The 20,625-nt window shown below is 71.3% G+C and carries 20 protein-coding genes; 11 read left to right on the top strand and 9 right to left on the bottom strand.

Going from position 1 to position 20,625, the window contains the following annotated elements:
• Positions 1-422: 422 nt before the first annotated feature.
• Both ACFY0F_RS11755 and ACFY0F_RS11750 read right to left on the bottom strand, forming a co-directional pair.
• Positions 423-599 (bottom strand): hypothetical protein, encoded by a 177-nt coding sequence (locus tag ACFY0F_RS11755; protein ID WP_388792057.1) that lies wholly within the window; start codon positions 597-599, stop codon positions 423-425.
• A 180-nt stretch (positions 600-779) separates the two neighbouring features.
• Entirely contained in the window at positions 780-2,603 is a 1,824-nt protein-coding gene (locus ACFY0F_RS11750) for a phosphoenolpyruvate carboxykinase (GTP) (RefSeq protein WP_388792055.1), read from the bottom strand.
• 364 nt (positions 2,604-2,967) lie between these two features.
• Here ACFY0F_RS11750 and ACFY0F_RS11745 point away from each other — a divergent pair, with 364 nt between their 5' ends.
• From ACFY0F_RS11745 to ACFY0F_RS11730, 4 genes are all read left to right on the top strand, one after another.
• Positions 2,968-3,681: a hemolysin III family protein gene (locus tag ACFY0F_RS11745; protein ID WP_388792053.1), complete on the top strand. Its 714-nt coding sequence runs from the start codon at positions 2,968-2,970 to the stop codon at positions 3,679-3,681.
• A 116-nt stretch (positions 3,682-3,797) separates the two neighbouring features.
• Positions 3,798-5,405, top strand: coding sequence for an MFS transporter (locus tag ACFY0F_RS11740; RefSeq protein ID WP_388792051.1), 1,608 nt, complete (start codon positions 3,798-3,800; stop codon positions 5,403-5,405).
• A 2-nt stretch (positions 5,406-5,407) separates the two neighbouring features.
• Positions 5,408-6,043, top strand: coding sequence for a TetR/AcrR family transcriptional regulator (locus ACFY0F_RS11735; protein WP_388792049.1), 636 nt, complete (start codon positions 5,408-5,410; stop codon positions 6,041-6,043).
• 33 nt (positions 6,044-6,076) lie between these two features.
• Positions 6,077-6,808: a Mut7-C RNAse domain-containing protein gene (locus ACFY0F_RS11730; protein ID WP_388792047.1), complete on the top strand. Its 732-nt coding sequence runs from the start codon at positions 6,077-6,079 to the stop codon at positions 6,806-6,808.
• 63 nt (positions 6,809-6,871) lie between these two features.
• On the opposite strand, the gene ACFY0F_RS11725 is transcribed toward ACFY0F_RS11730, so the two are convergent.
• Both ACFY0F_RS11725 and ACFY0F_RS11720 read right to left on the bottom strand, forming a co-directional pair.
• Complete coding sequence (locus tag ACFY0F_RS11725) at positions 6,872-8,956, bottom strand: thioredoxin domain-containing protein (RefSeq protein WP_388792045.1); 2,085 nt, start codon at positions 8,954-8,956, stop codon at positions 6,872-6,874.
• Positions 8,937-9,515: an ArsR/SmtB family transcription factor gene (locus ACFY0F_RS11720; RefSeq protein WP_388792043.1), complete on the bottom strand. Its 579-nt coding sequence runs from the start codon at positions 9,513-9,515 to the stop codon at positions 8,937-8,939. Before ACFY0F_RS11720 ends, ACFY0F_RS11725 begins: the two co-directional genes overlap by 20 nt.
• A gap of 115 nt (positions 9,516-9,630) precedes the next feature.
• On the opposite strand from ACFY0F_RS11720, the gene ACFY0F_RS11715 reads away from it, so the two are divergent.
• Entirely contained in the window at positions 9,631-10,017 is a 387-nt protein-coding gene (locus tag ACFY0F_RS11715; RefSeq protein WP_388792041.1) for a hypothetical protein, read from the top strand.
• A 106-nt stretch (positions 10,018-10,123) separates the two neighbouring features.
• On the top strand, positions 10,124-13,321 hold the full coding sequence (locus ACFY0F_RS11710; RefSeq protein WP_388792039.1) for a tetratricopeptide repeat protein: 3,198 nt from the start codon (positions 10,124-10,126) through the stop codon (positions 13,319-13,321).
• A 7-nt stretch (positions 13,322-13,328) separates the two neighbouring features.
• Here the strand turns inward: ACFY0F_RS11710 and ACFY0F_RS11705 are convergent, their stop codons facing one another.
• Entirely contained in the window at positions 13,329-13,568 is a 240-nt protein-coding gene (locus ACFY0F_RS11705; protein WP_388792037.1) for a hypothetical protein, read from the bottom strand.
• Between the two features lies 1 nt (position 13,569).
• Entirely contained in the window at positions 13,570-14,451 is an 882-nt protein-coding gene (mca, locus tag ACFY0F_RS11700) for a mycothiol conjugate amidase Mca (protein ID WP_388792035.1), read from the bottom strand.
• A gap of 155 nt (positions 14,452-14,606) precedes the next feature.
• Here mca and ACFY0F_RS11695 point away from each other — a divergent pair, with 155 nt between their 5' ends.
• On the top strand, positions 14,607-15,005 hold the full coding sequence (locus ACFY0F_RS11695; protein WP_388792033.1) for a DUF4307 domain-containing protein: 399 nt from the start codon (positions 14,607-14,609) through the stop codon (positions 15,003-15,005).
• 168 nt (positions 15,006-15,173) lie between these two features.
• Entirely contained in the window at positions 15,174-15,674 is a 501-nt protein-coding gene (greA, locus tag ACFY0F_RS11690; protein ID WP_388792031.1) for a transcription elongation factor GreA, read from the top strand.
• Positions 15,675-15,747: 73 nt separating this feature from the next.
• Here greA and ACFY0F_RS11685 read toward each other — a convergent pair whose 3' ends face one another.
• The 3 genes from ACFY0F_RS11685 to ilvA all read right to left on the bottom strand — a co-directional run bounded on the left by ACFY0F_RS11685 (position 15,748) and on the right by ilvA (position 19,013).
• On the bottom strand, positions 15,748-16,605 hold the full coding sequence (locus tag ACFY0F_RS11685) for an ABC transporter permease (protein WP_388792029.1): 858 nt from the start codon (positions 16,603-16,605) through the stop codon (positions 15,748-15,750).
• Complete coding sequence (locus tag ACFY0F_RS11680) at positions 16,602-17,603, bottom strand: ATP-binding cassette domain-containing protein (RefSeq protein ID WP_388792027.1); 1,002 nt, start codon at positions 17,601-17,603, stop codon at positions 16,602-16,604. The genes ACFY0F_RS11685 and ACFY0F_RS11680 overlap by 4 nt, the downstream gene beginning before the upstream one ends.
• Before the next feature lie 180 nt (positions 17,604-17,783).
• On the bottom strand, positions 17,784-19,013 hold the full coding sequence (gene ilvA / locus ACFY0F_RS11675; RefSeq protein WP_388792025.1) for a threonine ammonia-lyase: 1,230 nt from the start codon (positions 19,011-19,013) through the stop codon (positions 17,784-17,786).
• A gap of 163 nt (positions 19,014-19,176) precedes the next feature.
• Between ilvA and ACFY0F_RS11670 the strand changes: the two genes are divergently transcribed.
• From ACFY0F_RS11670 to ACFY0F_RS11660, 3 genes are all read left to right on the top strand, one after another.
• Positions 19,177-19,683 carry a MarR family winged helix-turn-helix transcriptional regulator gene (locus ACFY0F_RS11670; protein WP_388792414.1) on the top strand — a complete coding sequence of 169 codons (507 nt, stop codon included), beginning with the start codon at positions 19,177-19,179 and terminating at the stop codon, positions 19,681-19,683.
• A 158-nt stretch (positions 19,684-19,841) separates the two neighbouring features.
• Entirely contained in the window at positions 19,842-20,345 is a 504-nt protein-coding gene (locus tag ACFY0F_RS11665) for a sigma factor-like helix-turn-helix DNA-binding protein (protein WP_388792023.1), read from the top strand.
• Positions 20,346-20,379: 34 nt separating this feature from the next.
• Positions 20,380-20,625, top strand: coding sequence for a hypothetical protein (locus ACFY0F_RS11660; RefSeq protein ID WP_388792021.1), 246 nt, complete (start codon positions 20,380-20,382; stop codon positions 20,623-20,625).

Below are 20,625 nucleotides of genomic sequence, written 5' to 3'. Positions count from 1 at the left end.
GCAGGCCAAGTGACGTACGCAGTGCGGCGTTCTCTGCCGGGAGGCAAGCCGGCCACGCAGGCACGACGCGCGCCTGCCGCAGGCCAAGTGACGTACGCAGTGCGGCGTTCTCTGCCGGGAGGCAAGCCGGCCACGCAGGCACGACGCGCGCCTGCCGCAGGCCAAGTGACGTACGAAGGCGCGGCATTCCCCGCCGGGAGTCAAACCGTGCGCGCAGGCGCGGCGGCCCGGCGCCGCGGGCCCAAGCCGTGCGCATGGCCTCTATCGCGGGGCGAGCGGCGTGCGGGCCGCCGGTCGGTGCCGTTGCGGTCGAGCGCCGGTGCGGCGGATCAGGGGGTTGCCGCCGACGCGGCCTCCGGCCGGCTCCCCCACCGGCCTGGGCACGGCGGCCAAAGGGCCCGCCGCCAGGCGGAGCGTAGCCGTCAGATGAAGACGAAGAACAGGATCAGGATCAGCACCGCCCCGGCGATGAGCATCGGGACCAGCAGCCGGCCGCCGCTGCGGGGCCGGTCCTCCGGGCCTCCGCCGCGCGGGCGGTCCTCCGCCAGCTGTGGGTTCTCCGGACGGTCCCGGTCGTAGAAGTCACCACCGCCTGCCATGGCTCATCACCCTTTCGTCGGAGCGGACGCACCGAGTACCCGGGCAGGCCGTGGCGACACCACGGCGCGAAGCCGGGCCCGCACACGAGTGCGCGGGCCCGGCTTCGGTGCACCCCCGCGGCCGGCGGGACGACGTCGCAGGTCAGGGCTGGGTCGGGCCGGCCGCGGAGTTGGGGTGGGTCAGCCCAGGCGGGACACCAGGGCGCGGTACTGGTCCCACAGCTCCTTCGGGGTGTGGTCGCCGAAGGTGTTCAGGTGGTCGGGGATGAGACCCGCCTCCTCGCGCCAGGCCTCCTTGTCGACCGTGAGCAGGAAGTCGAGGTCGGAGTCGGCGAGGTCGAGGCCGCGCGTGTCGAGGGCCTCCCGGGTCGGCAGCACGCCGATCGGGGTCTCGACACCCTCCGCCCTGCCCTCCAGGCGCTCCACGATCCACTTCAGGACGCGGCTGTTCTCGCCGAAGCCGGGCCAGACGAACTTGCCCTCGTCGTTCTTGCGGAACCAGTTGACGTAGTAGATCTTCGGCAGCTTGGACTGGTCCTTGCCCTTGGCCACGTCCACCCAGTGGGCCATGTAGTCGCCCATGTTGTACCCGCAGAACGGCAGCATCGCGAAGGGGTCGCGGCGCAGCTCGCCGACCTTGCCCTCGGCCGCCGCGGTCTTCTCGGAGGCCACGTTGGCGCCGAGGAAGACGCCGTGGTTCCAGTCGAAGGACTCCGTCACCAGCGGCACCGCGCTGGCACGGCGCCCGCCGAAGAGGATCGCCGAGATCGGCACGCCCCTGGGGTCCTCCCACTCCGGCGCGATGATCGGGCACTGGGAGGCCGGGACGGTGAAGCGGGCGTTGGGGTGGGCGGCCGGGGTGTCGGACGCCGGGGTCCAGTCGTTGCCCTTCCAGTCGGTCAGATGGGCGGGCGGCTCCTCGGTCATGCCCTCCCACCACACGTCGCCGTCGTCGGTGAGCGCGACGTTGGTGAAGACCGCGTTGCCCCACAGGGTCTTCATCGCGTTGGCGTTGGTGTGCTCACCGGTGCCGGGCGCGACGCCGAAGAAGCCGGCCTCGGGGTTGATCGCGTAGAGGCGGCCGTCCTCTCCAAAGCGCATCCACGCGATGTCGTCGCCGATCGTCTCCACCGTCCAGCCGGAGATCGTCGGCTCCAGCATGGCGAGGTTGGTCTTGCCGCAGGCGGAGGGGAAGGCCGCGGCGACGTACTTGGACTCGCCCTGCGGCGGGGTGAGCTTGAGGATCAGCATGTGCTCGGCCAGCCAGCCCTCGTCGCGGGCCATGACCGAGGCGATGCGCAGGGCGTAGCACTTCTTGCCGAGCAGCGCGTTGCCGCCGTACCCGGAACCGTAGGACCAGATCTCGCGGCTCTCGGGGAAGTGCGAGATGTACTTGGTCGAGTTGCAGGGCCAGGGCACGTCCTCCTGGCCGGGCTCCAGCGGGGCGCCGAGGGTGTGCACGGCCTTGACGAAGAAGCCCTCGTCACCGAGCTCGTCCAGCACCTGCTTGCCCATGCGCGTCATCGTGCGCATCGACACCGCCACGTACGCCGAGTCCGTGATCTCCACGCCGAGCGCGGAGAGCGGCGAGCCCAGCGGGCCCATGCAGAAGGGCACGACGTACATCGTGCGGCCCCGCATCGAGCCGCGGAACAGGCCGTTCTCGCCCTGGAAGACGTCCCGCATCTCCGCGGGCGCCTTCCAGTGGTTGGTGGGCCCCGCGTCCTCCTCCTTCTCGGAGCAGATGAAGGTCCGGTCCTCGACCCGGGCGACGTCGGTCGGGTCCGAGGCGGCGTAGTAGGAGTGGGGGCGCTTGATCGGGTCGAGTTTCGTGAAGGTGCCCTTCGCGACGAGCTCCTCGCACAGTCGCTCGTACTCGGCCTCGGATCCGTCACACCAGACCACGTCGTCCGGCTGCGTCAGTTCGGCGATCTCGTTCACCCACGAGATCAGTTCCTGGTGGTTGGTGGGGATGACGGGGGGAGCCGCGATGTCGCGCGCCACGATTGCTCCTAAGTGAGGGATTTTTTGATCTTTGGCCCCGTGGGGGCTGCGACCCGGATGCTTCGTAGCCGCTCATCCGGTGTCGACCGCACTCATTTGATCATCCGATGGTACTGCGCATCTGTCCAGAGGGCCTCACATGTGAGCGACGTGAGGAAGGCCACGCTTAACCGCGCCCGTCCGGGATACCTCCGGGATAACTCCGGGATCCTTTGCGCGCACGTTGGGTTCACCTGAGGGACTTTTTGCGTCGCGGCGCCAGGTGCTCCGCGAGACGACGGACACTCCGCCCCGGTCAGCGGGCCGCAGCCATCCGTGACTTACGGCTCCGTAGGTACGATGCTCCGTAGGTACGATGCCGAACATGACTGCGTCCGCCTCCGATGCGCCCATGGAACCACCGGCCGCCGGCCGCGGTCCCGTGGCGCTCTCCCTGCCGCATCCGGTCAAGCCCAAGCTCAGGGGCTGGCTGCACCTCGGCATGTTTCCGGCCGTACTCATCGCGGGCCTGGTGCTCACCGCCCTCGCCGACTCCGCCCGCGGCCGGATCGCCTGCAGCATCTACGCCCTGACCGCCTGCCTGCTGTTCGGTGTCAGCGCCCTGTACCACCGGGGCAACTGGAGCCCGCGCATGGACCGCGTCCTGCGCAGACTCGACCATGCCAACATCTTCCTGATCATCGCGGGCACCTACACCCCGCTGACCATGCTGCTCCTGCCCGGATCCAAGGGGCGGTGGCTGCTGTGGGGCATCTGGGCGGCGGCCGCCGCCGGCATCGCCTTCCGGGTCTTCTGGGTCGGCGCCCCGCGCTGGCTCTACACCCCCTGCTACATCGCCATGGGCTGGGCCGCCGTCTTCTTCCTGCCCGACTTCATGCGCACCGGGGGCATCGCCGTCCTGGTCCTGGTGGTCGTCGGCGGTCTCCTCTACAGCGCGGGCGGCGTGATCTACGGGATCAAGCGGCCGAACCCGTCACCGCGCTGGTTCGGCTTCCACGAGGTGTTCCACTCCTTCACCCTCGCCGCCTTCGTCGTCCACTACGTCGGCATCTCCCTGGTGGCGTACCAGCACGGCTGACGCACCCGCCGCCTCCTTACCCCAGTGGCCACGGCTCTTGAGCCGTGGCCACTTTTCATGCCTCGACACCTCACCTCTATTGACACTTACTATCTTTTGATAATTACTCTCATTTCATGGCTACTCTCACAGAGCACATGAGGACGCGGCGCGATCCCCGCCGCTGGTGGGCCCTCGGGGCCCTGGTCGCGAGCATGCTGGTGCTCGGCTTCGACATGACGATCCTCAACGTGGCGCTGCCGACCATGGCGGAGCAGCTCGGCGCCACCACCGGCGAACAGCAGTGGATGGCGGACGCGTACGTGATCGTCTTCGCCGCGCTGATGCTCCCCGCCGGACTGCTCGGCGACCGCTTCGGCCGCCGCCGGATGCTGGTCGCCGGGCTCAGTCTCTTCCTGGCGGGCTCACTGGCCGGCACGCTGGCCGGGGACGTCGACTGGGTGATCGCCGCGCGCGCGTTCATGGGTGTCGGCGGGGCGCTGATCATGCCGCTGGCGCTGTCCATCCTGCCGTCGCTGTTCGGGCCCGAGGAGCGCACCAAGGCCGTCGGCATCATCTCGGCCGCCTCCGCGCTCGGCATGCCGCTCGGTCCGATCATCGGCGGCTGGCTGCTCAACCACTTCTGGTGGGGCTCGGTCTTCCTGATCAACGTGCCGATGGTCGGCATCGGCGTCGCCGCCTGCGTCTTCCTGCTTCCCGAGACCCGCGACCCGGCCTCCCCCAAGCTCGACGTGCCTTCCACCGCGCTGACCGCGGCCGGCCTCGGCGCCCTCATCTACGCGATCATCGAAGCTCCCGACCGCGGCTGGGGCGACCCGCTGGTCGCCGGGATGTTCGCGGCCGCCGTCGTCCTCCTCGCCGCACTGGTGGTCCGGGAACGCGGGATGACCCGCCCCATGCTCGACATGACCCTGCTCGGCCGGCGCGGTTTCCTGCTCAACACCGTCGCGGCGACCCTGGTGATGTTCGTGCTGTCCGGCCTGATGTTCGTCCTGCCGCCCTACCTGCAGGCCGTCCTCGGCCATGACGCCTTCGGGACCGGGCTGAGGCTGCTGCCCATGATGGGCGGGCTGATGGTCGCCGCCAAGGGCGCGCAGCCGGTCGTCGCCCGGTTCGGGGCACGGGCCGTGGTCTGCGCGGGCCTGGTGGTGCTCGCCTTCGCCGCGCTGCTGGGCAGCCGTACGACCGTGGACTCCGGCTACGGCTTCACCGCGCTGTGGCTGTCCGTCGCCGGGCTCGGCTTCGGCTTCTCGGTGGTGCCCGCGATGGACGGGGCGCTCGCCGCCCTGCCCGCCGACCGGGCCGGCAGCGGCTCCGGGCTGCTGATGACACTGCGCCAGGTGGGCGGCGCGATCGGCATCGCCCTGCTGGGCAGCCTCCTCGCGAGCGCCTTCCGCGACCGGCTGGACGTCACCGGGCTGCCCGGCGCGGCCGCGCACACCGCCGGGGAGTCGGTGGTCGCCGCGCACCTCGTCGCCGCGCAGGCGGGCCCCGGACACGCGGCGCACCTGGCGGCCTCCGCGAACGCCGCCTACGTGCACGGCATGGGCCTGGTCCTGCTGGTCTGCGGCATCGCCTCCCTGGTCACCGCACTGCTGGCGGGAGCCTTCCTGCCCGCGGCGCCGGACGCGGACGCGAGTGCTTCGGCGCCGGGCGCGGGGGCTTCGGCACCGGACGCGGTGGCCTCCGTACAGGGCGTGGCCGCCTCCGACCTCGATGCCTGACAATGACCACCATGACGGCAAGCACCTCCTCCCCGGCCGACCGGCCCCCGCTGAGCCTGCGGGAGCGGAAGAAGATCAAGACCCGCGAGGCGATCCGCACGGCGACGTACGCCCTGATCGAGGCTCAGGGCTACGACGCCACCACCATCGAGCAGATCGCCGACCGGGCCGAGGTGTCAGCGTCGACCGTCTTCCGTTACTTCCCGACCAAGGAGGACATCGTCCTCACGGACGAGTACGACCCGCTGATGCTGGAGGAGTTGCGCGCCCGGCCCGCCGGGGAGTCGTGGACGGACTCGGTGCGGTACGTGATGCACAGGTCCATCGACGCGATGATGGCCCAGGATCCCGAGGTGGTCCGGACCCGGGCCCGCCTCGCGGCCCAGGTCCCCGCCGTCCGGTCCCGGATGGTCGAGAGCATGTCGGAGACCGGACGTATGCTCCGCGGGGCCCTCGCCGAGCGTTACGGTCTGACCCCGGACAGCCTCGAAGTGCGGGTCTGCGCCATGGCCCTGGTCGGCGGCCTGACGGAGGTCAACATGGCCTGGGCGGAGAACGGCTTCCAGGACGATCTCCGCGACATGATGGACCGCGCCCTGGACGTCCTGGAACACGGCCTCCCCACCGGAAACCAGTGAGACCCGGGCCCCTTCCCGTGCCATCCTGACCAGGTGAACGGTCCCGAGATCCACGTCGAAGTCGCCCCCGAGCTGCACCTGTTCGTCCCGCAGGCCCGGCGACTGGGCGCGACGGCCGTCCCCACCGACGGCGTCTCGACCCTCGGCCATGTCGTCGAGTCCCTCGGCGTCCCGCTGACCGAGGTCGGCGCACTGGTGGTGAACGGCCGCGAGGTGCCCGCCTCGCACATCCCGGCGGCCGGCGAGCGGGTCGACGTACGGACGATCGCACGCCCCCAGAAGGTGACCGGCGCTCCCCTGCGCTTCCTCCTCGACGTCCACCTCGGCACCCTGGCCCGCCGGCTGCGTCTGCTCGGCGTGGACACCGCGTACGAGTCGACGGACATCGGTGACCCGGCGCTGGCCGCCCGCTCGGCGGCCGAACAGCGGGTCATGCTCAGCCGCGACCGGGGCCTGCTGCGCCGCCGCGAACTGTTCGCGGGTGCCTTCGTCTACAGCACCCGGCCCGACGACCAGCTCCGCGACGTCCTCGGCCGCTTCCACCCCGAGCTGCGGCCCTGGACCCGGTGCACCGCGTGCAACGGGCTGCTGCGGGACGCCACGAAGGAAGAGCTCGCCGACCGGCTCGAGCACGGCACCCGGCGCTCGTACGACGTGTTCGCGCAGTGCGCGGAGTGCGGCCGCGCGTACTGGAAGGGCGCGCACCACGACCAGTTGGAAGCCATCGTGGAGCGCGCCCTCACGGAGTTCGCCGACCGGGGCTAGGGCCTGTCCGGATGCGCCCGCCGGATACGCCGGCCCGAGGGCGGCCCGAGTGCGGTGGGCCGGTCAGCCGCTCAGCGCGGCGCGCAACCGCTCCAGGTCGGTCGTCGGGGCGTCGCACGTGAAGTCACGGCAGACGTACGCGGCCGGTTCACCGCCCACCAGGGGCCGGTCGGCGAGCAGCGGGAACTCGTCGCTCCCCGGGGTGCCGACGGCGACCACCGCACCCGGAGCGGTGCCGAGCAGCGCCGTACGGTGCAGGGACCGCGTGGCCTCCTCGTCGAGGGCGGGACCGACGACGGCGACCTCGCGGGGCCCGTCCAGCAGGGCCTCCGCGACGGCCAGCCCCCACCCGACGAACCGGGGAACGCGCGGACCGAGCGCCTTCACAACGCCCAACGCCTTCTCCGCGGCGGCGCGATGGTTCTCCGAACCCGTGTGGGCCGCGTAGCCGAGCAGGGCGCCCGCGGCGGCGGTCCAGCCGGACGGGGTCGCGTTGTCGGTGGGGTCCTGCGGTCGGCGGATCAGCCGCTCGGCGTCGGCGGCGGTGTCGAAGAGGGCGCCGGTCTCCGGGTCGGTGAAACGGGTGAGCACATGGTCGAGGAGCAGCCCCGCGAACTCCAGCCACGCCCCGTCCCCGGTCACGGACGCCAGCGCCAGGAAGCCCTCGGCGACGTCGGCGTAGTCCTCCAGCACACCGGCGTTGACGCCCGCCCGGCCGTCGCGGCTGGTGCGGAGCAGGTGGGTGTGCTCGTCCAGGTGCAGCCGTACGAGGAGATCGGCGGCGCCGACCGCGGCCTCGACCAGGTCGGGGCGGTCGAAGTAGGCGCCGGTCTCGGCGAGGGCGGCGATGGCGAGACCGTTCCAGGCGGCGACCACCTTGTCGTCGCGGCCGGGGGCGGGCCGCTCGCCGCGCGCCCGCAGCAGACGCTCCCGGACGGACCCGATCCGCTCGGCGTCGAACACCGCGTCCTGCTGCGGAAGCTGAAGCACCGACTGCCCGTGCTCGAAGGTGCCCTCCTGGGTCACCCCGAAGTACCGCGCGGCGAAGTCGGCGTCCTCCGGGCCGAGCGCGTCCGCCAGCTGCCGCGGCGTCCACACGTAGTAGGCGCCCTCCACGTGCCGGCCGGTCCCGCCCTCCCGTCGCCCGCCACCGCCCTTCTGAAGACGCGCTTCGCGCGGCACCTCCTCTTCGCTGTCGGCGTCCAGTGCGGAGGCGAACCCGCCCTCCGCGGTGCGCAGTTCGCGGACCATGAAGTCGGCGGTCTCCAGGGCGACCCGGCGCGCGAGTTCCGAGCCCGTGGCCCGCCACAGGTGGGCGTACACCCGGCACAGCAGGGCGTTGTCGTAGAGCATCTTCTCGAAGTGGGGCACGATCCAGTCGCGGTCGACGGAGTACCGGGCGAACCCGCCGCCGAGCTGGTCGTAGATCCCGCCGCGCGCCATGCGCTCGCAGGTGTCCAGCGCCATCTGCAGCGCGCCCTCGGCGCCCGTGCGGGCGTGGTGGCGCAGCAGGAACTCCAGCACCATGGACGGCGGGAACTTGGGGGCGCCGCCGAATCCGCCGCGCTGCGCGTCGTACTCCCGGGTGAGGCCGAGCAGGGCCTGGGCGAGTTCCTGCTCGCCGGGGAGGTGCGCGGTCTGGTAGCCGATCTCCCGCTGCGACAGGTCCCGCACGATCTTCCCGGCGACCTCGGTCACCTCGTCGCGCCGGTCGCTCCAGGCGTGCCGGACACCCTCCAGGACCTGCCGGAAGGACGGCATGCCGTGCCGGGGGGCGGGCGGGAAGTAGGTGCCGAAGTAGAAGGGCTCGGCCTGAGGGGTGAGGAACACCGTCATGGGCCAGCCGCCCTGCCCGGTGGCCGCCTGCACGGCCTCCATGTAGACGGCGTCGACGTCGGGGCGTTCCTCGCGGTCGACCTTGATGCTGACGAAGTTGTCGTTCATGTAGGCCGCGGTGGCCTCGTCCTCGAAGGACTCGTGCGCCATGACGTGGCACCAGTGGCAGCTGCTGTAACCGACGCTGAGGAGGACGGGTTTCCCGGTTCTGCGGGCCTCCTCGAACGCCTCGTCCGACCAGGGCCACCAGTCGACCGGGTTGTCGGCGTGCTGAAGCAGGTACGGGGACGTCTCATGGGCCAGTCGGTTCACCGTTCCACTCTCCCACGCCCTCCGGCACGGCGTAGAAACGGAAGCTCACCGGGCGCGCCCCCTCGGGGGCCTCCTCGCGGGTGTGGCCGTAGCGGGACACGAGTTCGTGGTAGTCGCGCATGAAGGCGAGCATCTCCTCCCTGGTCATCCAGGAGCCGTGCCGCTGGACCTGGGCCCAGCCCTCCGGGCCCCGGTACTCCCGGTGGGCCCGGCGGTACAGCTCGGTGTCGACCTCGATCTTCAGCCGGGCCAGGTGCTCGGCCGCCGCGTACTCCTCCGGGGACATCGTGGCCGGGTCGGGGGTGGTGTGGCTGAAGGGCAGCGCCCGCCACCAGCGTTCGCGGCCGCCGGACTTCTCCGGGATCTCCTCGATGAGCTGCTGCTCGGCGAGTTTGCGCAGGTGGTAGCTGGTGGTGCCGGAGCTCTCGCCGAGTTCGCGGGCGAGCACGGTGGAGTTGGCCTCGCCGTGCCGGCCGAGGTACTCGAGGATCCGGCGGCGCAGGGGGTTGCCGAGGGACTTGTAGAGAGCGGTGCGCTCAAGGCTGGTCATCTCGGTCATGTCGTCACGGTATCCCTGAGACGTCCCTGATTTCTGCAGAATTTTCTCTGCAGAATTTTTTCTGCGGTCTAGGCTGGGCACACGTAGTGGCAGAAGGGGAGGTTCCGTGATGTCGATGGCCGTGAAGAGGAAGTGGGCGCTGGTGCTGCTGGGGGCGGCGGCCGTGCTGCTCGTGCCCTGGATGGTGGTGCTGGCCCTGACGCTTCCGGCCAGCACCCGCGTGCACAACTGGTCGTTGGCCTGGATCGGCCTCGATGTACTGATGGCGGCGGGCTGCGCTGCCACGGCCTTACTGGGGCTGCGCGGTGATCCCCGGGCCCGGCTGACCGCTTCGGCGACCGCCTCCGTCGCCGTGCTGGACGCCTGGTTCGACATAACCACCTCGCAGGTCGGCGGTCCCCTCGCCGAAGCCGTGGCATGCGCGGTGGCGGAAGGGGGGCTGGCGGTGGCATGCGTGTTCCTGGCCCTGTCGAAGGGGCGCGGCAAGGCGACCCCCGGATGACACGGGATGGGATGACACGGATCCGCTGATCGCCGCACCCTCGCGCTCCCGGCTTCCCCGAAGGACACTCATAGGCCAAGGAGTTGACGCCGGAGGGGGACGGGACATGCGGGACGGCCATCGGGCGGAGGCCGAGCGGCTGGTGGTGCGGGCCGTGGAGGAGGAGGTGCGGCGCTCGGGCGGACGCGTCGACGGGCAGGCGCTGCTGTCGCGGGCGCGGGGCGCACTGGACGCCATGGCCCGGACGGCCGCCGAGGAGTACGAGGCGTACACACGCGCCCTCGACGAGGGGGAGGCGGGCCGGCTCACCTTCGGCCAGCGGTACGCGCGCGAGGGCGCGGGAACTCCGCTGCTGGTGGCGGCGGTCGCAGCGGTCGCGGCCACCGTCGCCGACCTCTCTCTCGGCACCGGTGCGGCGACCGCGTTCGGCGCGGGTGCCGCCGTCGGGGTCGTCGCCGCGGCGGCCACCGTGGTGAAGGTGGCCGGCTCCCATCTGCCCGCCGCCCACCACCGGGCGGGTGCGGCGGGCCAGCCGGGCGGTGCGCAACAGCTGCGGCTGGAGTGGCTGACGGCGCTGGAGGTGCGGGGCATCCGTCCCTTCCTCGACCAGCAGCGGGTGCTCGCCGCTTCCATGGGCCCGAAGAAGAACGGGCCCCAGCTGCGCGGCTCGGACAAGAGCGCGGCGGCCCGCAGGCGTACGGTGCTGGAGCAGTCCTTCGGGCAACTACCGGACGCCGACGGCCCGTTCGCGGGACGCCGGCCGGAGATGGCCCGGATCCGGCAGTGGGTGCAGGCGGCCCGGGCGACCACCGAGACCCGGCCGACGGTGGTCGTCCTGCACGGGGCGCCCGGTTCCGGACGGACGACTCTCGCGGTCCGTGCCACGCACGACCTGAAGGACCACTTTCGCGGCGCGGTCGTCGTCGACCTGCGCGGCGACAGCCAGGAGCCGCCGCTGCCCACCCGGGACGCACTGCTGCACCTGCTCAACCGGCTCGGCGCGCCCCGCGAACAGTTGCTGTTCCGCGAGCGGTCCTCGCCCGACCAGCAGATCAAGCGGTTGAGCGAGCTGTACCACCAGCATCTGACGGGGCTGCCGGTGACGATCGTGCTGGACGACGCCTCGGACGCCGAGCAGGTCCGCGCCCTCGTCCCGGACCGCTCCGACAGCCTGGTCCTGGTCACCGCCCGCGAACCCCTCGACCTGCCCGCGGACCTGTCGGCCTGGGTGCATCAGCTCCCGGTGGAGCCGCTGGACACGGCGGGCGCGGAAGAGCTGCTGGGCGCGGTGGCGCAGGACTCCTCGGAGCCGTACGACGCCCAGGCCGGCGACCGGATCCGGGAGCTGTGCGGCGGCCTGCCCCTGGCGCTGCGTATCGCGGGCTCCTGCCTGGGCGGGCGCTCACCTCGTGGGCTGGCCACGGACCTGGCCGCGTACGGCCCGGTGGAGCCGGTGGAGCGTGTGCTGTGGCTGCGCTACACCGACCAGTCGGAGCCGGCCCGGCGGCTGCTGAGACGGCTGGCGCTGGCCGGCCGCGCCTCGCTCGGCGCCGCCGCGGCGGCCGCGCTGCTCGCCGTGGACGAGGCGGAAGCGACCCGGCATCTCGTCGCGCTCGCGCGGGCGGGGCTGATCGACCACGTCCGCGGCAACCGTTACCGGCTGCACGACCTGGTGCGCGCCTTCGCCCAGGCCCGTCTGCTGGACGAGGAGGACCCGGCCGAGCGCACGGCGGCGCAGCAACGTCTGATCGTGAACTACGCGGAACTGGCCGATTCGGTGCTCCGCCTGGTCGACGGCAACATGTCGACCCGCTCGGACCGCTTCGGTCCGCACGGTTTCACCTCCCTCGACGAGGCGTTGCGCTGGCTGGACGAGGAGTCGAGCTTCATCACGGCGGCGCTGCGCCACGCGGAGGGTGTGGACCAGTCGGCGGTGCTGAATCTGCTCGGCGCGCTGTGCGACTACTGCCTGCTGCGCGGCGACCTCTACCGCCTCGGTGAGATCAGCGAGCTCGCACAGGCCGTGGACCAGGGGCTGCTGGTCCGTTCCGTGCAGTGGCGCACCGGTATCGCGGCCCGCCAGCTGGGCGAGCTGGACAAGGCGCGTGCCACTCTGACCTCCGTGGTCGACCTCTATCTGGAGGCCCACCACGACGCGGGTGCCGCCCGTGCCCTGTGCTCGCTGGGCATCACCCTGCACCACCAGGGCAACCTCACGGAGGCGGCGGCCAAGCTGCAGGAGGCGCTGGACCTGCAGGGTGCGCCCGAGCTGGCCACGGACCGTGCGTGGACGATGCACGCGCTGGCCGCGGTCCAGCGCGACCGGGCCCGTCTGGGCGAAGCCCTGGATCTGCTGACCCGTTCCCTGGTCCTGCACCGCGAGGGCGGTTCGGTGCACGGCGAGGCCTGGGCCCATTTCCAGCTCGGCCAGCTGGCGCTGCGCATGGGCGACGTACCGCGGGCGGAGACCGAGCTTCAGGCCGCCCTCGACCGCTACGGCCGCACCCGTGACGCCCGTGGTGAGGCGTGGGCCCTGACCCAGCTGGCCCGGGCCCGCCTGGTCGACGGCGACGCTTCTCCCGCGGTGGAGGGCCTGCGCCGGGCGGCCGTCCGGCACCGGGAGAACGAGGACGTACGCGGGGAGGCCTGGACGGTGTACTACCTCGGCCAGGCGCTGGAGGAGACGGGCGACCTGGACCAGGCGGTCCGCGAACTGGAGCGTTCCCGCACGATGTTCTCGCGGATGCGTGACGTCTACGGCCTGGCCTGCGCCCGCCATCATTCGGCGCGCGTCACCCGCGACCAGCGCGCCGCCCAGACCGGCTCGCTGCTGAACTCCGGCTTCGCCCGCCAGCTGCTGGTCGACGCGCGCGCCGACTTCCAGCGCATCGGCGTCGCTCACGGCGAGGCGTGGACCTGCCTGGAGCTGGCGGTCGTCGACGCGGGCAATGCCCGTACCCAGCAGGCCCTCGCCCTGTGCGACGAGGCGCTCGACCTCTTCACCGGTTACGGCGACCACCGCGGTGCGGACTGGGCCCGCTTCCTGCGCTGCACCCTGCTGCCGTATGCGGCCCCCGGCGGGGTGGAGGTCGGCACGGCGGTCGCCCAGGAGGAACTGGCCCAGCTCGCCCGGGCCGGCCATCCGGCCAGGGACGAGAAGCTGAGCGAGTACGCCGGGGCGTACCAGCTGCTCCTGGAGCGAGGCGTCGGTCTGGAGGCGGGCTGGCAGGCGTGGCGGCTGGGCATGGTGCCCGACCGGCATGCCCGGGAGGTGATGGGCGTCCCCGTGCCGGCCGGGCAGTGAGCCGCCCTCAGCCCTGGTGCGGCTTGGGCTCGGCCGGAGCGGCCCCGGTCTCGGCCTTGGTCTTGGTGTCCGGGGCTTCCTTGAAGTCGACCTTCTGCATGTGCTTGTTCATGGACTTCATCAGACCCCACACGGCCACGGCCATCACCGCGAAGACGATGAAGCCGAGGACGCCGGGGGTGACCTTGTTCTCGTCGACCTCCTTGGCGAGGGGGACGAGGTGCGTCAGTGCCAGGCTTGCGCTCATGTCAGGCATTGTCGCGGATGCCCGCAAAGAGGTCGTCCTCGGGGAGGGAGGTATCGACGAGGGACTTCGCCAGCTCGTACTCCTCGGTGGGCCAGACCTCCTTCTGGACGTCCATCGGCACACGGAACCAGCCGCCGTCGGGGTCGATCTGGGTGGCGTGCGCGATCAGCGCCTTGTCGCGGATCTCGAAGAAGTCGGCGCACGGGATGTGGGTGGTGAGCACACGCTCCTTGCGCTCGATCTCGTTCCAGCGCTTGAGCCACTCGCCGTACGGCGACTCCAGGCCCCGGTCGAGCATCGCCTTGTGCAGGGCCTCGGTGCGCGGGCGGTTGAAGCCCTGGTTGTAGTACAGCTTCAGCGGCTGGTAGGCCGGGCCGTACTCGGCCTCCGGGTACTTCTCGGTGTCCGCCGCGCCCTCGAACGCCACCATCGAGATCTTGTGGGTCATGATGTGGTCGGGGTGCGGGTAGCCGCCGTTCTCGTCATAGGTGGTGATCACCTGGGGACGGAAGGCGCGGATCTGCTTGACCAGCTCACCGGCCGCCTTGTCGACGTCCTCGAGGGCGAAGCAGCCCTCGGGCAGCGGGGGCAGCGGGTCGCCCTCGGGCAGGCCGGAGTCGACGAAGCCGAGCCACTCCTGCTTGACGCCCAGGATCTCGCGGGCCTCGTCCATCTCCTTCTTGCGGACCTCGTGGATGTGCTCCTCGATGTACTTGTCGCCCTGAAGCTTCGGGTTGAGGATGGAGCCCCGCTCCCCGCCGGTGCAGGTCACCACCAGCACGTCCACCCCCTCCGACACGTACATCGCCATGGTGGCCGCGCCCTTGCTCGACTCGTCGTCGGGGTGCGCGTGGACGGCCATCAGTCGCAGTTGGTCAGTCAAGACTCAATCCTCGTAGTCGGCGCCCCCGTGTCTTCGGGCGCAGTTCAACAGGTGTCGTCCCGCAGGGACGTCGATGAGGGGCGGTGGTCGGGTGGCGGGCGGGCGCTTCTATAGTGACCGAAACGGCGGGCGAATAATTCCGCGGAGGGACGACCATGAGCACGGCGAGCATGCAGCTGCCCGAGGGGCGATACGGCCGTTCCTCGGACGAGCGCGCCGACCACAGGCTCAGGGTCGCCGCGGTGGTCCTCGGCGCCGCCGTGCTGGCGCTGGTCGGCTACCTCGCCTACCACTACGTCGTCCAGAACAAGATCAGCGCTCAGGTGGTCGCCTTCCAGGCCTCGGACGACGCGGTCAAGGTGCATCTGGAGGTCCACAAGGACTCCGGCGCCTCCGGCTACTGCACCCTGCGCTCCCAGGGCGCCGACGGCAACGACGTGGGACGGGCGGACTTCCGCTTCACCGGCTCCGCCACCCGGATCGACAAGGTCGTCACGCTCCGGACGACGGCCAAGGGCATGACGGCCGAGCTGCTCGGGTGCCACGCCGACTGAGGCCGTCCGGAATACGTAGGCGCTCACCTGCGCTGATGTGATTCAAGTGGCTTATGTCCTCCCCCTTCGGCGCTCGAATTGTTAGGCTCGTGGTTTCGCCCATCCATGGAGGAACATTCTTCTGGGTAGGGCGATGCTTTGTATTCCCAGTACCGACGAGGAGCACCTGTGACCCAGACCAGCGAGAACGTCACCTGGCTGACCCAGGAGGCGTACAACAAGCTCAAGGATGAGCTTGAGTACCTTACTGGTCCTGCGCGCACGGAGATCGCGGCCAAGATCGCGGCCGCGCGCGAGGAAGGCGACCTGCGCGAGAACGGCGGGTACCACGCGGCCAAGGAAGAGCAGGGCAAGCAGGAGCTCCGCGTGCGCCAGCTGACCCAGCTCCTGGAGAACGCCAAGGTCGGTGAGGCTCCGGCCTCGGCCGACGGTGCGGTCGCGCCGGGCATGGTCGTCACGATCGCCTTCGACGGTGACGAGGACGACACCCTGACGTTCCTGCTCGCCTCGCGCGAGTACGCGAGCGCCGACATCGAGACCTACTCGCCGCAGTCCCCGCTGGGCGCCGGCGTGATCGGCCACAAGGTCGGCGAGGACGCGGACTACGAGCTGCCCAACGGCAAGAAGGCCTCGGTGCGGATCCTGAAGGCCGAGCCGTACTCGGACTGAGCGGCTCCCGCGGCCCGGCCGACAGTCTCCCACCCGAACCGCCCCCGGCGTCCCCGCGACGCCGGGGGCGTTGTCATGCCGTCGCCGAGCGGTACTTGCGGACCGCCAGCGTCCGGAATAGGGCCACGATCAGGACCGAGTAGATCAGCGAGGCCCACACCGGGTGCTGCATGGGCCAGGCGTCCGACGCGGAATCGGGTGCGTTGGCGAACAGGACACGGGCCGCCTGGACGGTGGCGCTGAACGGGTTCCAGTCCGCGACGTGCCGCAGCCACGGGGTCATATTGGCGGTGTCGACGAACGCGTTGGAGATGAAGGTCACCGGGAAGAGCCAGATCAGCCCGCCGGAGGTGGCCGCCTCGGGCGTGCGCACGGACAGACCGATCAGGGCGCCGACCCAGGTGAACGCATACCCGAGCAGAAGCAGCAGACCGAAGGCGGCCAGGACCTTGAGGGCGTTGGTGTCCCCCGCCGTCCCGACGCGCCAGCCGACCAGCAGGGCGACCACGGCGAGGACGAGCAGGGTCAGCGCCGTCTGGACCAGGTCGGCGAGCGTGCGCCCGGTGAGCACGGCGCCGCGGGCCATGGGCAGTGAGCGGAAGCGGTCGATGAGGCCCTTGTGCATGTCGTCGGCTATGCCGGCACCGGAGCTGGCGGTGGCGAACGTGACGGTCTGCGCGAAGATGCCCGCCATGAGGAAGTTCTTGTAGGTGGTCGGGCTGGTGCTGCCGCCGATCTGCATGGAGCCGCCGAACACATAGGTGAACAGCACGACGAACATGATCGGCTGGATGAGCCCGAAAATCACCATTTCGGGAATCCTGGACATGCGGATCAGGTTCCGCTGGGCGACGATCAGCGAGTCCCGGACGGACTGGCCGACGGGGTTGCGGGGTGCCGCGACCGGCGCGGCGTCGGTGACGGCGCTCATTTCACGCTCTCCTTGGTCTTCGCGCCGGCTGTCGCGGCGCCGCTCTCCCCGTCCTTCACCTCGGCCACGTGCCCCGTCAGCGAGAGGAAGACGTCGTCGAGGGTGGGGCGGCGCAGTCCGATGTCGTCGATCTCGATGCCGCGGGTGTCCAGCTCGCGGATGACCTCGGCGAGCAGCTTGGCGCCCCCGGCCACAGGCACGGTGAGCTTTCGGGTGTGCTCCTCGACCGTCGTGCCCCCCTTGCCGAAGCCGCCCAGCACCTCCGCGGCGGCCGCTATGTGCTCGCGCTCGTGCACCACGACCTCCACGCGCTCACCGCCGGTGCGGGCCTTGAGCTGGTCGGAGGTGCCCTTGGCGATGACGCGCCCCTGGTCGACGACCGCGATGTCATGGGCGAGGTGGTCGGCCTCTTCCAGATACTGGGTGGTGAGCAGCAGGGTCGTCCCCCCGGAGACCAGCTGCTTGATGACCTCCCAGAGCTGCTGCCGGTTGCGCGGGTCGAGGCCGGTCGTCGGCTCGTCCATGAACATCACCGGCGGCGATACCACCAGGGCGGCCGCGAGGTCGAGCCGGCGGCGCATGCCCCCGGAGTAGGTCTTGGTGGGCCGGTCGGCGGCGTCCGCGAGATGGAACTGCTCCAGCAGTTCCTCCGCGCGAGCCTTCGCCGCCTTGGCCCTCATCTGGTAGAGACGGCCGACCATCTGCAGGTTCTCGCGGCCGGTCAGGTATTCGTCGACGGCCGCGAACTGGCCGGACAGACCGATGGAGCGGCGGACGGCGTCGGGCTGTGCGAGCACGTCGATGCCCGCGACGACCGCCCGGCCGCTGTCGGGGCGCAACAGGGTCGTCAGACAACGGACGGTCGTCGTCTTGCCCGCGCCGTTCGGCCCGAGCAGTCCGAGGACCGTGCCCTCGGGGACGTCGAGGTCGACGCCGTCCAATGCCCTTACGTCACCGAAGGTCTTCACCAGGCCTTCGGCATAGATGGCGCCTGGCATGTGAGTCTCCACGTCGTCGGGGATGCTTTGCAAGGTTAGGTACTGTGCGCCGATTTGCGCCCGCTCCTACCGCTTCCAGGTCGCCGTGACGCGGGAGGTGGCGGACGAGACACAGACTAACGCGATGTATCGCGTCCCTCAATGGATTTCCTCGAACGAGTGCCCCGGAGACCACCGGGCTCAGGAGATGATCGTGTAACCCGCCTCGCGCAGCGCCTGCCGCACCTCGGCGCAGTGCACCGGGCCCTTGGTCTCGAGGTGCAGCTCCACCTCGGCCTCCGCGAGCCCGAGCCGCGGGTCGGTCCGTACGTGGCTCACGTCGAGGACGTTGGCGTCGACCACCGTCAACGCACCGAGGAGCGTGGCGAGGGCGCCGGGACGGTCGGTCAGGCGCAGCCGGACGGCCAGGTAACGCCCCTGAGCGGCCATGCCGTGCCGCAGGACGCGCTGGAGCAGCACCGGGTCGACGTTACCGCCGGACAGCACCGCGACGACCGGCCCGGGAAAGGCGCCCGGGTCGCTCAGCAGCGCCGCGACCGGGCTGGCCCCCGCCGGCTCGACGACCAGCTTGGCCCGCTCCAGGCACAGCAGCAGCGCCGCGGACAACTCGTCCTCGCTGACCGTGCGGACCTCGTCGACGAGGTCGCCGACGATGCCGAACGGCACGTCGCCGGGCCGCCCGACCCTGATGCCGTCGGCCATCGTCGCCGCGTCCTCGATCGCCACGGGACGCCCGGCCGCGAGGGAGGGCGGATACGCGGCCGCCCCCTCCGCCTGCACGCCGACGATCCGCACGTCCGGCCTGATCCCCTTCACCGCCACCGCGATGCCGGCCGCGAGCCCGCCGCCGCCGATGCCGACGACGATCGTGCGCACCTCCGGGCACTGCTCCAGGATCTCCAGGCCCACCGTGCCCTGCCCCGCGATGATGTCCGGATGGTCGAACGGGTGGATGAACACCGCGCCGGTCTCGTCCGCGTACTCCTGGGCCGCGGCCAGGGTCTCGTCGACCACCTGACCGTGCAGGCGGACCTCGGCCCCGTAGTCACGGGTGGCGCTGATCTTGGGCAGGGGTGCGCCGTTCGGCATGAACACGGTGGCGTGCACCCCGAGCAGCGCGGAGGCCAGCGCCACGCCCTGCGCGTGGTTGCCGGCACTCGCGGCGACCACGCCCGCGGCCCGCTCCTCGGGCAGCAGCCCGGCGATCCGGACGTATGCGCCGCGCAGCTTGAACGAGCCCGTCCGCTGGAGGTTCTCGCACTTCAGGTGCACCGGTGCCGTGACCAGCTGGGACAGGTGCCGGCTGCCCTCCATCGCGGTCACCCGCGCCACCCCCGACAGCATCTTCTGGGCGCCGCGCACGTCGTCGAGGGTCACGGGCAGGGAGGAGTCAGCCGTGCTGTAGCTCATGACTCCAGTCTCGCAGTTCACAGTCGTGTCCGACTGGTGTGACCAAGCTCCGAGACCGGTTTGCGCAGCGCCGGTACGGGCCGCCCCCCGGCCGCGTACCCTGTCCCCCAACCCAGCACCCCTTATCTGAAGTGAGCCCCCGGCCATGCCCACAACACCTGAAATGTCGATGGACATGACGACCGTCGGTGACACCGGTCTCCTCGACACGCTGCAGCACGAGGTCGCGGTGTTCGCCCGCCGTGCCGAACAGACCCGGCTCGGCGGCGTCGGGCAGGTGCGCAACTCCATGGACCGTGCCGCGTACCTGCTGCTCAACCGCCTCGACAAGGAAGGCCCGATGGGCGTCAAGGCGCTGGCCGCGAGCATGGGCATCGACTCCTCGACGGTCACCCGGCAGGTTGCTCCACTCGTGGACACCGGGCTCGTCAAGCGCACCTCGCACCCCGAGGACGGGCGCGCGGTGGTGCTCCAGCTGTCCCCGCGCGGGCTGTCCCGGCTCGAGGAGGTGCGCTCGTCCAGGCGTCAGTTGATGGCGGAGCTGACACACGACTGGGCGCCGGAGGAGCGCGAGACGTTCTGCACGCTCCTCACGCGCTTCAACGTCGCTCTCTCCGCGCGCATGGCGGTCCAGGGCATGCCGGCGCCGGAGACGCCGACCGCCTCCTGAGACCGCCCGCGCCAGGCCGGGCGGCAGGTCCGCACACGCGCGTGCCGCACGGCTCTTGACCGCGGGCCGCCACTGGCCTCATATGAGACCGGATCCTCGTGGCACACGGCGTTCGCGTTCGTCGTGGACCGGCGGGGCCCCTCAGGCGGGGAGGCGCGGTGCGAGAGCGGAAGGCGTCCGGACCCGCCCGCCGTGCCCGGGAGTTCGAGGCGTTCGTCACGGGTGCGGGCGGGCGGCTGCTGCATGCCGCCACCCTGCTCACCGGGGAGGCACCGGACGACAACCCGCGTGCCCGGCGCCTGCTGACGCTGGCGCTCGCGCACACGTACGCGCGCTGGGACCGGCTGCGCGGGGAGGACCCCTACGACTGTGCCCGCCAGTACCTGGCCACCCGCTTCGCCCACGGTGCCTGGCACGAGTACGGCGGCTTCGCCCGTCCCCGCCCCCACCCCCGCAACGCCCTGGCCGCCCTCACACCGCGGGAGCGGCTGATCCTCGTCCTGCGGCTGTACGAGGGGGTCGCCGAGGAACAGGTGGCGGCGCTGCTCGGGCTGCCCACGGAGCGCGTGCACGCCATCTGCGACCGTGCGACGGCGACCGTTCTGCATCCGCCCCGCAGACCGCCACCGGCGGTGGTCCGGGCGAAGGCGGCGCCGTCATGACCGGCGTGCGCCGACGGGACGGCGGGGAGCCGAGGTGAACCGTTCCGAGCGCGAGGCGACCGTGCGGCGGCTGATGGAGCGTACGCCGCCGCCGGTGCCCACGGAGCTGTGCACGGACGCCGTACGGCGCGGCGGCCGTCTGCTGCGCCGCAGGGTCCTGGCCCGCCGCCTGCTGTGGCTGCTGTTGTGCGCCGCGTGCGTGGCCTTCACCGTCTGGGCGCTGACGGCGCCCTGGGGGGAGCCGCCGTCCCGGACGACTCCACCGCTGACGGGCTGGTGA

Origin of the sequence: Streptomyces sp. NPDC001544 (genome assembly GCF_042894285.1) — a bacterium.
Taxonomy (GTDB): domain Bacteria; phylum Actinomycetota; class Actinomycetes; order Streptomycetales; family Streptomycetaceae; genus Streptomyces.
Note: the sequence above shows the minus strand (reverse complement) of the source record. Positions and strands in the feature narration are given on the sequence as shown.